Here is a 14,467-nt window from a genome sequence, read left to right as displayed (position 1 = left end):
GGCCACTCTAAGGGCAGCGGGCGAGCCTGGGTAACCGCGTTCCCTCTCACCGGCGGGCGGGGGTGCAGCGAACTGGGACTCAGCATGGCAACCGACTTTCAACAAATCCGAACCACACGACCCGAACAGAATAGACGCCACCTCCGCGCCGCTGCACCGACCCGGTGACCTGATCGAAGGCGACCGACTTAGCGCGTTCGCGGCGGACGCGACATGATGGGGACCATGACGCAATCGGATGGAGCACCCGAATCCATTGTCGTGATCGGACCCGACGGCAGGCCGCTGGCTATTCCCGTGGAGTCCGGTTCGGACACGCCCTTCACCGCGCAGGTCGTTACCGACGGCGATGAGAAATCCGACAATGCGGACAATAGGGACGACGCCGAGGAATCGCTCGCCGATATGGTCGAGCAGCCCGCGAAGGTCATGCGCATCGGGACCATGATCAAACAATTGCTGGAGGAGGTCCGCGCGGCTCCGCTGGACGATGCCAGCCGGACCCGGCTGCGCGAGATCCACAAATCCTCGGTGCGCGAACTCGAACAGGGTCTGGCACCGGAATTGCGCGAGGAACTGGAGCGGCTGACGCTTCCGTTCACCGATGACGCAGTGCCAACCGATGCCGAACTCCGCATCGCTCAGGCCCAGCTCGTCGGCTGGTTGGAAGGTCTTTTCCACGGCATCCAGACGGCGCTGTTCGCCCAGCAGATGGCGGCGCGCGCGCAGCTGGAACAGATGCGTCAGGGTGCGCTGCCGCCCGGCATCCACGCGACCGACCCGCGCGGGGGCCAGTCGAACTCGCCGATCGGCGGCTCCGGACAATATCTCTGAATAGATCCGAGTCGAGTGTCGGCCGGGTCGGCGGTGTCTGATTTGCGGCGATCGCGGGGCCCTATGTGGTTGCGCCTCGCTACCTCCTCCGGGCCCTGCCGCTCACGCCTCGGGAAATTGCGAGGGTAGTGTCGAGCACCGTGCCGTCCGCTGCCGCCCGCCCCGACTCGGTCTCCGATGTGAATACGGCGCGTCCCGATGAGAGCTCGGATCGTCCTGAAGAGGGTTCAGTGCGTTCAGATACCAGCCAAGCGCGTACCGACGAGAGTTCCGATGAGACCTCCGTACCTCCTGAAGAGAACACCGCGCCGGAGCATCCGGTGAGCTCAGACGCGGAAACGCCCGCGTCGGACGAGGCCGTCGCGCCGGCGAGCGCGATCGTCTCGGACTCGCAGACCTTCGGGCGCGCGTTCAAAGACTTCCGCGGCGGCTTCGCGCAGCGCGAGCTCTGGCTGTCGCTCGGCTGGCAGGACATCAAACAGCGCTATCGACGCTCGGTGCTCGGCCCGTTCTGGATCACCATCGCGACCGGCGTGCAGGCCGCCGCGATCGGCATTCTGTACTCGGCGCTGCTCGGCCAGTCGATCAAGTCGTATCTGCCGTATGTGGCCATCGGCATCATCGTCTGGAATGTGATCCAGGCCAGCATCCTCGAGGGTTCGGATGTCTTCATCGCCAATGAGGGGCTGATCAAACAGCTCCCATCGGCGCTGAGTGTGCACGTCTATCGCTTGGTGTGGCGGCAGTTGCTGTTCTTCGCGCACAACATGCTGATTTATCTGGTGGTGCTGGTCGCATTCGGCGTCTGGGAAAAACTGCACTGGACCGCCATTTTCGCGATCCCCGCGCTCGGGCTGTTGTTCCTCAACTCGATGTGGGTGTCGATCGTCTTCGGCATCTTCAGCACCCGCTACCGCGATATCGCGCCGATCCTCGGCAGCCTCACGCTGATGCTGTTCGTGCTCACGCCGGTCATGTGGAATACGAAAAGCCTGGAAGAACAGGGTGGTCAGGTGAGCGAGCGCGCGAAGCTGGCCGAAATCGTACCGACCTTCCATTACCTGGAAATCGTCCGCGCGCCGCTGCTCGGCGATGATCAGCATTTGTATCACTGGGTGATCGTCGGCGCCATCACCGTCGTCGGCTGGATCGTGGCGATCTTCGCCATGAAGCAGTACCGTTCGCGCGTGCCGTACTGGGTATAGGAGATCGGGCCCGATGACCGACCATGTGAGTATCGAAACCCGCCAGGCGTGGGTCGAGTTCCCGATCTTCGACGCCAAATCGCGGTCGCTGAAAAAGGCATTCCTCGGTAAGGCAGGCGGCGCGATCGGCCGCAATCAGTCCGATGTGGTGGTGGTCGAGGCGCTGCGCGACATCACCCTTTCGCTGAAAGAGGGCGACCGGGTCGGCCTGGTCGGACACAACGGCGCGGGCAAATCGACACTGCTGCGACTGCTTTCGGGAATCTACGAACCCTCGCGCGGCAGTGCCCGCATCCGCGGCCGGGTGGCGCCGGTATTCGACCTCGGCGTCGGTATGGATCCGGAGATCTCCGGCTTCGAGAACATCATCATCCGTGGGCTTTTCCTCGGACAGACGCGCAAGCAGATGATGTCGAAGATCGATGAGATCGCCGAATTCACCGAACTCGGCGAATATCTGTCGATGCCACTGCGCACCTATTCCACCGGCATGCGGGTGCGCCTGGCGATGGGCGTGGTGACCTCCATCGATCCGGAGATCCTGCTGCTCGACGAGGGCATCGGCGCGGTGGACGCCGAATTCATGAAGAAGGCTCGGATCCGGTTGCAATCACTGGTGGCCCGTTCGGGCATCCTGGTGTTCGCCAGCCATTCCAACGAATTTCTCGCCCAGCTCTGCGATACCGCCATGTGGGTCGACCACGGGCAGATCCGTTTGCGCGGCGGTATCGAAGAAGTGGTGCGTGCCTACGAGGGCCCGGACGCGGGCAATCACGTCGCCACCGTGCTGCGCGAAATGGAAGCGGAACGGAAAATGGGAACCGAGCGAGAATTGGAGCGGAATCAGGCATGAGTGAGCCGACCGGGCAGAACGCCCCGATCGACGCAGGGCGCGAGGCCCTGATCGACTCCGTGCCAGATTCCCTGGACGACGACTCCGACGACCCCTCCCCCGCACAGATCGAAGCCGCCCGCACCCCGGCGGGAACCGGCCCCGGCGCCAAGATCGTCGCCGTGGTCGTCACCCATAAACGCCGCGAACTGCTCGCCGAATCACTGAAAGTCCTTGTCTCCCAGACCCGCCCGGTGGACCACCTGATCGTGGTCGACAACGCCAATGAACCCGAGGTCGCGGAGCTGGTCGCCCAGCAGCCGGTCGAGGCCACCTACCTCGGCTCGGCACACAATCTCGGCGGCGCGGGCGGTTTCGCGCTCGGCATGCTGCACGCGCTGACCCTCGGCGCGGACTGGGTGTGGCTGGCCGACGACGACGGCCGCCCCGACGGCTCGGAAGTCCTTGCCACCCTGCTCGATTGCGCGGGCCGACACGGTCTGGTCGAGGTGTCGCCGGTGGTCTGCGATATCGATGAACCGGACCGTCTCGCCTTCCCGCTGCGCCGCGGTGTGGTCTGGCGGCGGCTACGTTCCGAGCTAGGCGATGAAGACTTCCTGCCCGGCATCGCCTCGCTCTTCAACGGCGCGCTGATCTCGGCCAAGGCGGTGGATCTGATCGGCGTTCCGGACCTGCGGCTATTCGTGCGCGGCGACGAGGTCGAGGTGCATCGCAGGCTGGTTCGCTCCGGTCTGCCGTTCGGCACCTGTCTACAGACGGCCTACCTGCATCCCAACGGCGCCGCCGAATTCAAGCCGATCCTCGGCGGCCGCATGCACACCCAGTACCCGGACGACCCGGTCAAGCGCTACTTCACCTACCGCAACCGCGGCTACCTGATGTCCCAGCCCGGTATGCGCAAACTGCTGCCCCAGGAATGGATCCGCTTCTCCTGGTTCTTCCTCGTCACCCGCCGCGATCCGGCCGGCCTGCGCGAATGGTTCCACCTGCGTAGCCTGGGCCGCAACGAGCAGTTCGGCAAGCCGACCCCGGACCAGAAGCCCACCGACGAAAAATAGATTGCGCGGGTCTGCGCGCCATGCCAAAGTGGGCGAGCAACGTCGAGACGAGAGTGAGGAGGTGGAGATCGTGACACGGACCGTTCGGATTGTCGTGCCCGGATCAGCTGTGCAAATGCACGCTGTCGCACGAATTTCCGCCTCAGATACCTCTCGCTGAGTCCGGTTCGGGCTCGGCGCCCGACGAAGGATTCCTTCCATCATGGTCGACCACGACCTCCTCGTCCCTTACGGCTGGACCGAAGCCGTTGCCAATGAATACGACTCGCTCATCGACGATGGGTGTGTCCCTGCGCGGGTGATCCGCATGGATCGCAGCGAATGCGATGTCGCGACACCGACCGGACTCGCGCGTGCCCGTTGCCAGCGTTTGATCTGGCCTGAGCGGGGGCCGTCCGTGGTTACGCGAGCTGCCTCCCGGCCTGACCCGCTCAGGCGGGGTGCCGACTCCGAGATCAGCGGACTCTGCACCGGCGACTGGGTGAGCATCGATGCCGAACTGAATGTGCGACAACTGCTGCCGCGGCGCGGCGCGATCATGCGCTCGGCCGCCGATCGGCGCGCACAGGGCCAGGTGCTGGCCGCGAATGTCGATACCGTACTGATCTGCAGTGCGGCCGACGGCGATATCGACCTCGGGCGCATCGAGCGCATGCTCGCGCTGGCCTGGGAGAGCAGCGCACAGCCGATCGTGGTGCTCACCAAAGCGGATGCGGCGCTGGATATTCCGCTCGACGAAGTGCAGGCCGTCGCGCCCGGCGCGGTTGCCCTCGCGGTCAGTGCGGATACCGGATCCGGACTCGATGTGCTCACCGCGATGCTCGACGGCACCGTCGCGCTGATCGGTCCGTCCGGCGTCGGGAAATCGACGCTCGCCAATGCCCTGCTCGGCCAGGAAGTCTTCGCCACCAACACCGTTCGCGCGGTGGACAAGAAGGGCAGGCACACCACCGTGCATCGGGAGCTGCGGCCGCTGCCCGGCGGCGGCACGCTGATCGATACGCCCGGACTGCGCGGCATCGGCCTCTGGGATGCCGCGGAAGGCATCGAGAAAACCTTCAGCGATATCGAATCCCTCGCGGCGCAATGCCGATTCGACGACTGTGCGCACAGCGGCGAACCCGGCTGTGCCGTACAGAAAGCTATCGACAGCGGCGCGCTCACCCAGCGGCGCTTCGACAGCTACCGCAAACTCGAACGGGAAAACGCCTGGATGGCAGCGCGATCGGATAAGCGGCTGCAGGCCGAACGCGCCAAGGTGTGGCGCGATATCCGCAAGCAGCAGCGGCAGTTCTACCAGGAGAGAAGCTCGCGCCGCTGATTCCGCGCACGCCGCGTTTACGCGGTAGGGTCGGCACGCACAAATCGCTACACGGGAGGGTTCCGATGAGTTTCCCCGGCGGGTATCCGCCTCAGGGCCAGCCCGGGCAATGGCCCGGACAGCCCGCATATGGTCAGCCGGTGCCGCAGGGCGCGCCGAATCCCTACGGTGCGCCACCGCAATACGCGCCGCCCGCGGGGCAGCCACCGATCAGCCAACCACAGGTGCCGCAACCGCCGTACGGCAGTCAGCCGCATATTCCGCAGCCGCAGTACGGCCAGCCCGTACCGCCGCAGCCGTACGGGCAGCCTGCTCAGCCCTATGGGCAGCAGCCGTACGGCCAAGCGCCCTACGGGCAGCCGGTTCCGCAGCAGGCACCGGCCCCGCCGGGCATCACCGTCGAGGCCTCATATGAGTGGTTCGCCTTCCTGTTGGCGATCACCAAGCCGAAGATCTTGATCAATGGTCAGCGGGTGCCGAATACGCGGTGGGGTCAGAACCATATTCCGGTCGGCCCGGGGCAGTACCACGTGAAGGTGACCACGCCCTGGCTGTTCGATATGGGCCCGGCGAATGCGACGGCCGCGATTCAGGAAGGTCAGGGCGCACGGTTCTACTACAAACCGCCCGCAGTCATCTTCCTCAACGGTGCGATCGGCCCGGTTCCGCAGAAGACGCCCGGTGCCATCTTCATCTACATCAGCTGGGGCATTGTGGCGTTGATGATCCTGTTGAACATCGTGTTGATCGCCGGCGCATCCAGCATCTGACCGCGTCGAAAGGGCGTCGGGGCTCCGGCGCCCCTTCTTCGACCATCCTATGCAACTGGTTGCATAGGGGCCTGCGTTACCCTTGACGTGCACAACACCCGTCGGCGACTGCTCGCCGGTCGCTCGAACGGGTCGGCACGGCCGCGGGCGCACCCACCCGCGGCCTGGACGACAGGAGCAGGTCATGACGGAACCGGGATCGAAGCCGCTCGCAGGCAGAACGATGATCATGTCGGGCGGCAGCCGTGGCATAGGTCTGGAGATCGCCAAGCGAGCCGCCGCAGACGGCGCCAATATCACCCTGATCGCGAAGACCGACCAGCCGCATCCGAAGCTGCCCGGCACCATCCATACCGCGGCCGCGGAGCTCGAGGCCGCGGGCGGAACCGTACTGCCGTTCGTCGGCGATGTGCGCATCGATGAGTCGGTCGCCGAGGCCGTGCGCCAGACTGTCGAGCGGTTCGGCGGCATCGACATCGTCGTCAACAATGCCTCGGCGATCGACCTGTCCCCCACCGACGCCATCTCCATGAAGAAGTACGACCTGATGCAGGACATCAACTGCCGCGGCAGCTTCCTGCTCTCCAAGCTCAGCATTCCCGCGCTGCGCGAATCGGCCGCGGCGGGCCGCAATCCGCACATCCTGACCCTGTCGCCGCCGCTCAACCTGGACCCGAAGTGGGCCGGCATGGCGCTCGGCTACACCATCGCCAAGTACGGAATGTCGCTCACCACACTGGGTTTGGCCGAGGAGCTCAAGGGCGACGGCATCGCCGTCAACTCGCTGTGGCCGCGCACAACCATCGCCACCGCCGCGGTCAAGAATCTGCTCGGCGGCGAGGAAATGATCGCCACCTCCCGCACCCCCGATATCTACGCCGACGCCGCCTACCTGGTCCTCACCTCACCGTCGAAGGAGACCAGCGGCAACTTCTTCCTCGATGACGAAGTCCTCGGCGCACACGGCATCACCGACCTGGACAAGTACCGCGTCGTCCCCGGCGACGCCGAACTGACCACCGACCTGTTCCTCTGACGCCGATCCCGAAGGTGGCCCCCGGCCACCTTCGGGCAGTCAGCCCGCTACCGTCGCCATCGTGACCGGTAAATCAACCTTGGCCGCGATCTTCGAACCAGAGCCCGAAGGATGGGGGCTGCGCGGCGATCCCTACGTCTGGCAGGAAATGCGGAGTCGGCTCGAAGGTCTCGACCCGCCCTCGACTTCGACCGAGTTGATCGCACTGCTGCACGACACCTTCGAGCAGGTGGTCGGGTTGCGTCTCGAAGCGAAAGGCGCACCCGACAGCGTGCATCGACCGGAGTTCGCGCACGGTGGCATGTCGAGTGGGATGGTCAGTCTCACTGCCTGGCGACAGGCGTTGATGCCGCTACTGGAAGGGCGCGCCAGGCACCTGATCTCGGGCGCGCCTGGTACCGCCACGATCATCCTTCGCCGGGGTGATATCACTGAGCAGCGGGTCGATGCGATCGTCAATGCGGCCAACTCTTCTCTGCTCGGCGGTGGCGGCGTCGATGGCGCAATCCATCGCGCTGGTGGCCCCGCAATTCTCGACGCCTGCCGCGATTTGCGCGCATCGCACTACGGCAAAGGGCTGCCCACCGGTCAAGCGGTCGCCACCACCGGGGGCGACCTGTGGGCCCGATGGGTCATCCACACCGTCGGTCCGGTCTGGTCGGCGAGCGAGGACCGCTCCGCCCAACTGGCCTCGTGCTACCGCGAATCACTGCGGGTGGCAGACGAATTGGGCGCACGCACCGTCGCATTCCCGGCCATCTCCACCGGCATCTACCGCTGGCCGATCGACGACGGCGCACGGATCGCCATCGAGACGGTGCGCGAAGCGACAACGAACGTAACGGAAGTTCGCTTCGTCCTCTTCGACGAGCGCGCGTACGCCGCATTCGAAACCGCACTCCGCTGAGCACGGTCGTCGTCAAGGGCACTATTCGGCGCGCCGCGCACGCCCGATCATTTCGTGCGCGGCGGCCACCGGCTCAGTTCGGCTCGATGCCGTAGAGGCGCTCCCAGTTCTCGCGGCTGGTCAGCTCGGGCATTGCCGCGCGGTACTGCCGGGTGAGGTTCGGCAGTTCACGACGCAGGCGGCGCAGGACGCGGATGGTGCGGATGAGCAGGGCGCGAGCGCGCGCCTTATCGCGCTGACGGACCCGCACACCGGACTGCGAGGCGTCGGTGACCACGACATGGTCGAACAGCGAAACGTGCCACCAGTGCGCGTCCTCGCGGGTGACGCCGATCAGCCCATGCTGGGTACGCCCGGTCCACTGCGAGATGGCCCGCTTGATCAGCACCGCCGTAACCCGACTCGGTTCGCCACCGGCCCGGCGCAATTGGATATCGGCCGAACGCACCGGCGGGGTCGCGGCTGGATGCTTGATGGTCTCGGTGTAGTCGGCGCGACTGGTGCGGGCGGCGGCCAGCGCGGCGATTCCACCGTCGCGCAGGACCTTCGGCCCCTGCAGGAAGTCCTCGATGCCTTGCAGGGTGGTGTGCACCAAGCCGTACTGCATGGCGACCAGATGTTCGGCCAGACTCCGGAACAGCTGGCGGGTAATGGCTTTGCCGTCGAGATCGGTGTGCAGCGAACCGACGATCAACGAGTTGCGCGTGCTGAAGTAGCGCGCCCAGTCGTCGTAGTCCTTCCAGTAGAAGTCCGCGTGCCACACCGCGGCGTTCGGCAGCGTCACCGTGACGAACCCGTGCTCGCGGGCTCGGATGCCGTATTCGACATCGTCCCACTGGAAGAAGATCGGCACCGGCAGCCCGATCTCGGCGACCACCTCGGCTGGGATCAGGCAGGTCCACCAGGCGTTGTAGCCGGCATCGACACGGCGCTCCTGGTTCTTCTTCAGCATGCTGGTGTTGCGCAATGCCTTCGGCACCTTCTGGCCGTGCTTGAGTTCGTGCAGATGCACTTCCTCGGCGCCGACATTCAGGTAATCCGGGTTGAGCAGGAACAACATCTGCGCACCGACCAGCGTTGGTTCCACGGTCATATTGGCGAAGGCGTTGAGCCGCAACACCGTTTCCGGTTCGCAGAGGATGTCGTCGTCCATCAAGATGACGTCGGCGTGCTCGTTGACCGCGGACACCTCGTAGAGGCCACGGGTAAAGCCACCCGCACCACCGAGATTCGGCTGCCGGATGTACCGCAGCTTGTCACCGAAGATCGGCAGCGTCTCCTGGAAGCGCGCCTGGTTCTCCACCAGATCGGTGCCCTGATCGACCACATAGACCGCGTCGATGGCCTCGAGAATCGGGGCGTCGGAGGCCAGCGCAGCCACCGTCTCTGCGCAGTCCGCGGCCCGGTTGAAGGTGCAGATCGCGATGGCGACCGGGCGCATATGGTCGGGCGCGGTGGCGGACCAGGTCTGCGCGGAAATGCCGAGTTCGCCGCCGATGGCCTCGAATTCGAGCCACAGCGCGCCACCGTCGACGTACTGGTCCAGCGGTGCGGTCAGGGTCAGCGGGCCACTGGTGGTGATCTCGGCGGTCTCGATGATCCGGCGGTGCCCGGCGATATCGGAGGCGACCACCCGGACGCGGGCCTTCCTGGTCACATCGAGCACCATGCTCGCCCACACCTCGGTGACCGTGGTCCAGCGCTGCCAGTAGCTGGCCGCGAAGCGTCCGAAGTAGGTGTTGGTATGCGCGGACGCACCCTTCTCCAGTCTCAGCTCCAGGCGTTCCCGATGGGCGCGACCCTTGACGACGGCGTAGAGCTCGTCACTCACCTTCGCCGACGGACCGGTGAAGATGCCGCGCTGCAGCACCAGCCGATCGGGCGCCTGGTGATCGACGCGCAGCGAGGCGGGCGCGGTCGAAGGTCGGTCATTTGTCTCGGTAACGGCCTGGGTAGCCGACTGATCCATGAAGTCCTCGAAATCGTTTTGGTGCCGACGGGACAGACACGCCCCTGGATGCCTTCGCGGCGGGCCGAGGATATCAATCAGGCTCGGCGACTGCCTGTCCAGGAACCGAAGCGGTCCTGCCATTTATGGTTGCTTGTTATTAGCCGAACTGTCCGAAGAACCGACGAATACGAATTTGTCGTAGGCCCAGTAGCGGAATACCACCGCGACGATCTGGCCGATGAGCGTGCCGGAAATGTTGTCCGACAGCGGTGAGGACAGGTCGAGCACATAGCGGGAGAACCCGAGACAACCTAGTTGCAGGCCGATAGCGACAACGTTGAATATGGCATACAAGAGGTACTCGCGGCCGGGATTATCGGATTTCTTGTGCCCGAAGGTCCACCACTTGTTGCCGAAGTAGGTCACCACCGTGGCCACCGCGATCGCGATGATCTTGGCGGGCAGCGGTGCGTGGTACAGCACGCCCTCGCCACCCCAGAACACCAGCAGGTTGTAGGTGCCCGCGTCCACGAGGAAACCGATCGCGCCGACCACCAGGAAAGCGCCGCCGCGCCGCAGTGCGGCGATCACCTTCGCGGTCAGCGGCTCGTCAGCGGGCATCGATTGCGGTGAGCCGGACCGTTCGGAGAATGACACGGGCTGCTCTGGGTAAGACACCCGGCGACGGTACCTGAACCGAGTGCGCACCAATAGGTACCGCCCTGTACCCTCCCGGTGTTCCCCATTCACCGCCGACATCGAGGATTGACCGGGTGGACTCCACCGAGCTCCGAATTGCCGCAGTGGTGCCATGCCACAACGAGGAGGCTTCGGTCGCCAAGGTCGTCGCCGACCTGCAGGCTGCCGTGCCGGGAATCGTCGTCTACGTCTACGACAACCGCAGCACCGACGCGACCGCCGAGCGGGCCCGCGCGGCCGGTGCGATCGTGCGCCACGAACACACCAAGGGCAAGGGCAATGTGGTGCGCCGTGCCTTCGCCGATATCGAGGCCGATATCTATCTGATGATCGACGGCGACGACACCTACGAAGCGTCGGCCGCGCCGCTGATGATCAAGACACTGCTCGACGGTCCGTACGACCATGTGCTCGGCGTCCGCAAACAGGACCAGGGCGCGTCGGCGTACCGCTCCGGCCACGAGACCGGTAACAAGGTGCTCAACGGCGTGGTCGGAAAGGTGTTCGGCGAGAACGTCGACGATATGCTCAGCGGCTTCCGGGTGTTCTCGCGCCGATTCGTCAAGAGCTTCCCGGCCGTCTCGCGCGAATTCGAGATCGAAACCGAGCTGACCGTGCATTCCCTGCATCTGCGGGTGCCGCAGACCGCGGTTCCGGTCGGCTTCCGTGATCGGCCCGCGGGCAGTGAGAGCAAGCTGCGCACCTACCACGACGGATTCAAGATCCTGGCGCTGATCATCGGCCTGGCCAGACATGAGCGGCCGGTCGCGTTCTACGGGCTGTTCGGCACGCTGAGCTGGCTGGTCTCGATCATCCTGACCATTCCGATCGTGGTCGAGTTCTACAACACCCATGAGGTGCCCCGGTTCCCGACGCTGTTCCTCGGATTCACCCTGCTGCTGCTCGGCAGCCTGGCCTGGACGGCCGGCCTGATCCTGGACGGCATCCGGCGCTCCCGGCACGAGGCCGCCCGGCTGGTCTACCTGCGCTACTGCGCCGTCGGCGCGGACGACGCGCATGGCGGTGACGCCCACACCGGTGGAGCCGAGCGTTGACCACCTCGGCGGATCGAACCGCAACCCCCGCGAATCCGGAACCGGCGACCACTGACAACGATGTGGCGACAGCCGAATCCGCTGCCGCCGAACCTGATTCGGGCAGACCGAATCCGGCGCGTGAATTCGGGCGCCGAATCGTGGCCCGCTTCGGCGCCGCGACGGTCGCCTTCACCATCATCGTCACGGTCTTCGGCGCGCTGTTCGCCTGGATCACCCCGCCGTTCTGGGGCCACGACGAAATCACCCAGTTCGGACGCGCCTACCAGGTCGCGCACGGTGGCCTCCTGCCGCAGCGGATCCACGACGATCGCGGCATCTCCTATGGCGGCGATGTGCCGATCAGCATCACCCAGCTGATGGGCTATGCGCTGCACGACTACAGCACAAATCCGGAAGAGCCGGATCAGATGGTGGCCGATCCCGGCACTTACGCCCGGATGGAGGGCGCCGCGATTTCGAAGGCCGAGGAGCCGGTCTGGTTCACCAATACCGCCGCTTACTCGCCGGTGCCGTATATCCCTGCGGCTATCGGCATTCGGGTCGCCGAGCTGTTCGGACTGAATGTCGGCGCGATGATGCTGCTGACCCGCCTCGCGGGCCTGGCCACCTACCTCGCGCTGGTCGGATTCGGTCTATGGGCCCTGCGCACGCACCGGGTGCAGTGGCTGGCGTTCACCGTCGCCGTGCTGCCGATCGCGGTCTTCCAGGCGGGCACTGTCACCGCCGACACGATGACCAACGCACTGGCCATTCTGATGTCCGCGTTGCTGGTCAAGGCACTGTTCCTGGGTGGATGGTCTCGGTCGTGTCGAGACGGCGGCGCTACTTGCCGCGACCCTCGCGCTGCCGGTCAGCAAGCCGACCTACGTGCTGATGGCCATGCTCGTCGTGCTGGTGCCGACGAACCGGTTCGCCTTCGGCGGTGAGTCCCGCTGGAAGCGTTCGCTCCCATGGGGTTTCGCTTTCCTGGGCGCGGCGGCATTCGCGGTCTGGATGAAGATCGCGGCACCGACCACCGACGGTATGGGCCTGATGCGCCCACAGCACCAATGGAATTCGGTGCGTCCGAACGATCAGCTGCACGGGATCCTCAGCGATCCGGTGAATTTCGTGAACGTCTTCGGCGAGAGCATCGCACTGCGCGACCAGCGGTGGTTCACCCAGTTCTTCGGCGAACTCGGCTTCGCCTACATCGACGTCCCCGCCCTGACGGTGCTGGCCTGCCTGCTCGCCTTCGCGGTCAGCGTCGGCATCGCGGATCGGATGAACACCGCGACCGCCACCTTCCGGCGCACGCTGATCGTCGCACTGACGATGCTCGCGAGTGTCGCGATGATCTACGTGACGCTGTACATGTCGTTCACCCCGGTCGACTACTACATCATCGACGGTGTACAGGGCCGGTACTTCGTGCCGCTGGCGATCCTCGCGCTGGTGGTGCTGCTGCGCTGGATGCCGTTGCGACTCACCGATGTCCGCGGCCGGACCCCGGCCAAGGGTCCGGCCATAACGATCATCGCGGCCACGCTGGTGGCCCTGATCGCCGCACTCTGGAAGTACTACTCGATCGTCTGGGGCTGACAAACCCCGCGCTCTCGGCTCAGGCGTTGATGGTCCGCTCGCCCGCATCGGCGTACGCGCGTTCGGTGCCGGCTTTGGCCGGACGCCACCAGCTCTCGTTGTCGCGGTACCACTGGATGGTGGCGGCCAGCCCGGCACGAAAATCCGAATACCTCGGCGTCCAACCGAGTTCGGTGCACAGCAGCGTCGCATCGATGGCGTAGCGCTGATCGTGACCCGCCCGGTCGGTGACGTGATCGAAATCGTCCGGATCGCGATCGAAGGCCTGCAGGATCATCCGCACCACGGACTTGTTGTCGAGTTCACCGTCCGCGCCGATCAGATAGGTCTGCCCGATTCGCCCGCGCTCCAGGATGTCCCACACCGCGCGGTTGTGATCGTCGACGTGGATCCAGTCGCGCACCTGATGGCCGGCGCCGTAGAGCCGCGGCCGCACCCCGTCGATCAGGTTGGTGATCTGGCGCGGGATGAACTTCTCCACATGCTGATACGGCCCATAGTTGTTGCTGCAGTTGGAGATCGTCGAGCGAACGCCGAACGAGCGGGTCCAGGCGCGCACCAGCAGATCGCTCGAGGCCTTGGTGGCCGAGTAGGGGCTGGACGGATTGTAGGGAGTGTCCTCGTCGAATGCGGGTCCGTCCGGGGTGAGATCGCCGTAGACCTCGTCGGTGGAGACATGGTGGTAGCGCACGTCGTGGCGGCGCACCGCTTGCAGCAGGGAGTAGGTGCCGACGATATTGGTCTGCACGAACGGCCAGGGTTCGGCGAGGGAATTGTCGTTATGCGATTCGGCGGCGAAGTGGACCACGGCGTCGACACCGCTGACGAGCTCGTCGACCAGATCCAGATCGGCGATGTCACCGTGCACGAAGTCGATGCGGTCGGCCACCGGCTCGAGCGAGGCCCGGTTTCCCGCGTAGGTCAAAGCGTCAAGGACGGTTACGGTGGCGTCGGGGCGCTCGGCCACGGTCTGTTGGACGAAATTCGCACCGATGAATCCGGCTCCGCCGGTTACGAGCAGTCGCACCCCATGACCTTACGTCGCCAACACAGCCCGCTGCCGCCGGATCCGTTCGGCCGCATTCACCTGCACGACCAGAGTTTCAATCTGTGACGTTCGTCACTCTGGTCGAGCGTAAAGAAAGATGCATGGTTCAGTTCTTTGTGAAAAACCCCGGTCAGCGCACACATTTC

The 14,467-nt window shown here is 65.2% G+C and carries 14 protein-coding genes; 11 read left to right on the top strand and 3 right to left on the bottom strand.

Going from position 1 to position 14,467, the window contains the following annotated elements:
* The first annotated feature begins 225 nt into the window (after positions 1-225).
* From ON44_RS01265 to ON44_RS01230, 8 genes are all read left to right on the top strand, one after another.
* Complete coding sequence (locus ON44_RS01265; RefSeq protein ID WP_040685905.1) at positions 226-834, top strand: bacterial proteasome activator family protein; 609 nt, start codon at positions 226-228, stop codon at positions 832-834.
* A 320-nt stretch (positions 835-1,154) separates the two neighbouring features.
* Positions 1,155-2,039, top strand: coding sequence for a galactan export ABC transporter permease subunit Wzm/RfbD (wzm, locus tag ON44_RS01260; RefSeq protein WP_040685904.1), 885 nt, complete (start codon positions 1,155-1,157; stop codon positions 2,037-2,039).
* Positions 2,040-2,052: 13 nt separating this feature from the next.
* A complete protein-coding gene (gene wzt / locus ON44_RS01255; protein WP_040685856.1) occupies positions 2,053-2,892 on the top strand; it encodes a galactan export ABC transporter ATP-binding subunit Wzt/RfbE in 840 nt (279 codons plus the stop codon).
* On the top strand, positions 2,889-3,950 hold the full coding sequence (glfT1, locus tag ON44_RS01250; RefSeq protein WP_245566959.1) for a galactofuranosyltransferase GlfT1: 1,062 nt from the start codon (positions 2,889-2,891) through the stop codon (positions 3,948-3,950). The genes wzt and glfT1 overlap by 4 nt, the downstream gene beginning before the upstream one ends.
* Before the next feature lie 202 nt (positions 3,951-4,152).
* Positions 4,153-5,271, top strand: coding sequence for a ribosome small subunit-dependent GTPase A (gene rsgA / locus ON44_RS01245; protein ID WP_040685855.1), 1,119 nt, complete (start codon positions 4,153-4,155; stop codon positions 5,269-5,271).
* 65 nt (positions 5,272-5,336) lie between these two features.
* Positions 5,337-6,041, top strand: a complete 705-nt coding sequence (locus ON44_RS53370; RefSeq protein WP_174414949.1) for a hypothetical protein — start codon at positions 5,337-5,339, stop codon at positions 6,039-6,041.
* A gap of 184 nt (positions 6,042-6,225) precedes the next feature.
* Positions 6,226-7,077 (top strand): SDR family oxidoreductase, encoded by an 852-nt coding sequence (locus ON44_RS01235; protein ID WP_040685854.1) that lies wholly within the window; start codon positions 6,226-6,228, stop codon positions 7,075-7,077.
* Positions 7,078-7,423: 346 nt separating this feature from the next.
* Positions 7,424-7,984, top strand: a complete 561-nt coding sequence (locus ON44_RS01230) for an O-acetyl-ADP-ribose deacetylase (protein ID WP_051181287.1) — start codon at positions 7,424-7,426, stop codon at positions 7,982-7,984.
* Between the two features lie 73 nt (positions 7,985-8,057).
* Here ON44_RS01230 and ON44_RS01225 read toward each other — a convergent pair whose 3' ends face one another.
* Complete coding sequence (locus ON44_RS01225; RefSeq protein WP_040685853.1) at positions 8,058-9,953, bottom strand: glycosyltransferase; 1,896 nt, start codon at positions 9,951-9,953, stop codon at positions 8,058-8,060.
* Between the two features lie 123 nt (positions 9,954-10,076).
* Entirely contained in the window at positions 10,077-10,613 is a 537-nt protein-coding gene (locus tag ON44_RS01220; RefSeq protein WP_245566958.1) for a GtrA family protein, read from the bottom strand.
* A gap of 95 nt (positions 10,614-10,708) precedes the next feature.
* Between ON44_RS01220 and ON44_RS01215 the strand changes: the two genes are divergently transcribed.
* From ON44_RS01215 to ON44_RS53360, 3 genes are all read left to right on the top strand, one after another.
* Positions 10,709-11,689 (top strand): glycosyltransferase, encoded by a 981-nt coding sequence (locus ON44_RS01215; RefSeq protein ID WP_040685851.1) that lies wholly within the window; start codon positions 10,709-10,711, stop codon positions 11,687-11,689.
* 140 nt (positions 11,690-11,829) lie between these two features.
* Entirely contained in the window at positions 11,830-12,618 is a 789-nt protein-coding gene (locus ON44_RS53365) for a DUF2142 domain-containing protein (protein WP_281004998.1), read from the top strand.
* A complete protein-coding gene (locus tag ON44_RS53360; protein WP_281004997.1) occupies positions 12,560-13,273 on the top strand; it encodes a DUF2142 domain-containing protein in 714 nt (237 codons plus the stop codon). Before ON44_RS53365 ends, ON44_RS53360 begins: the two co-directional genes overlap by 59 nt.
* 19 nt (positions 13,274-13,292) lie before the next feature.
* Here ON44_RS53360 and rfbB read toward each other — a convergent pair whose 3' ends face one another.
* Positions 13,293-14,300: a dTDP-glucose 4,6-dehydratase gene (gene rfbB, locus ON44_RS01205; protein ID WP_040685850.1), complete on the bottom strand. Its 1,008-nt coding sequence runs from the start codon at positions 14,298-14,300 to the stop codon at positions 13,293-13,295.
* Positions 14,301-14,467 lie beyond the last annotated feature (167 nt).

Origin of the sequence: Nocardia vinacea NBRC 16497, from assembly GCF_000308835.1 — a bacterium.
GTDB classification, from domain to species: domain Bacteria; phylum Actinomycetota; class Actinomycetes; order Mycobacteriales; family Mycobacteriaceae; genus Nocardia; species Nocardia vinacea.
This window is presented reverse-complemented; position numbering and strand designations above follow the sequence as displayed.

Coding starts and splice junctions, on each gene's coding strand:
- ON44_RS01265 (WP_040685905.1), top strand. CDS start 226: ATGACGCAATCGGATGGAGCACCCGAATCCATTGTCGTGATCGGACCC.
- wzt (WP_040685856.1), top strand. CDS start 2,053: ATGACCGACCATGTGAGTATCGAAACCCGCCAGGCGTGGGTCGAGTTC.
- glfT1 (WP_245566959.1), top strand. CDS start 2,889: ATGAGTGAGCCGACCGGGCAGAACGCCCCGATCGACGCAGGGCGCGAG.
- rsgA (WP_040685855.1), top strand. CDS start 4,153: ATGGTCGACCACGACCTCCTCGTCCCTTACGGCTGGACCGAAGCCGTT.
- ON44_RS53370 (WP_174414949.1), top strand. CDS start 5,337: ATGAGTTTCCCCGGCGGGTATCCGCCTCAGGGCCAGCCCGGGCAATGG.
- ON44_RS01235 (WP_040685854.1), top strand. CDS start 6,226: ATGACGGAACCGGGATCGAAGCCGCTCGCAGGCAGAACGATGATCATG.
- ON44_RS01230 (WP_051181287.1), top strand. CDS start 7,424: ATGCCGCTACTGGAAGGGCGCGCCAGGCACCTGATCTCGGGCGCGCCT.
- ON44_RS01225 (WP_040685853.1), bottom strand. CDS start 9,953: ATGGATCAGTCGGCTACCCAGGCCGTTACCGAGACAAATGACCGACCT.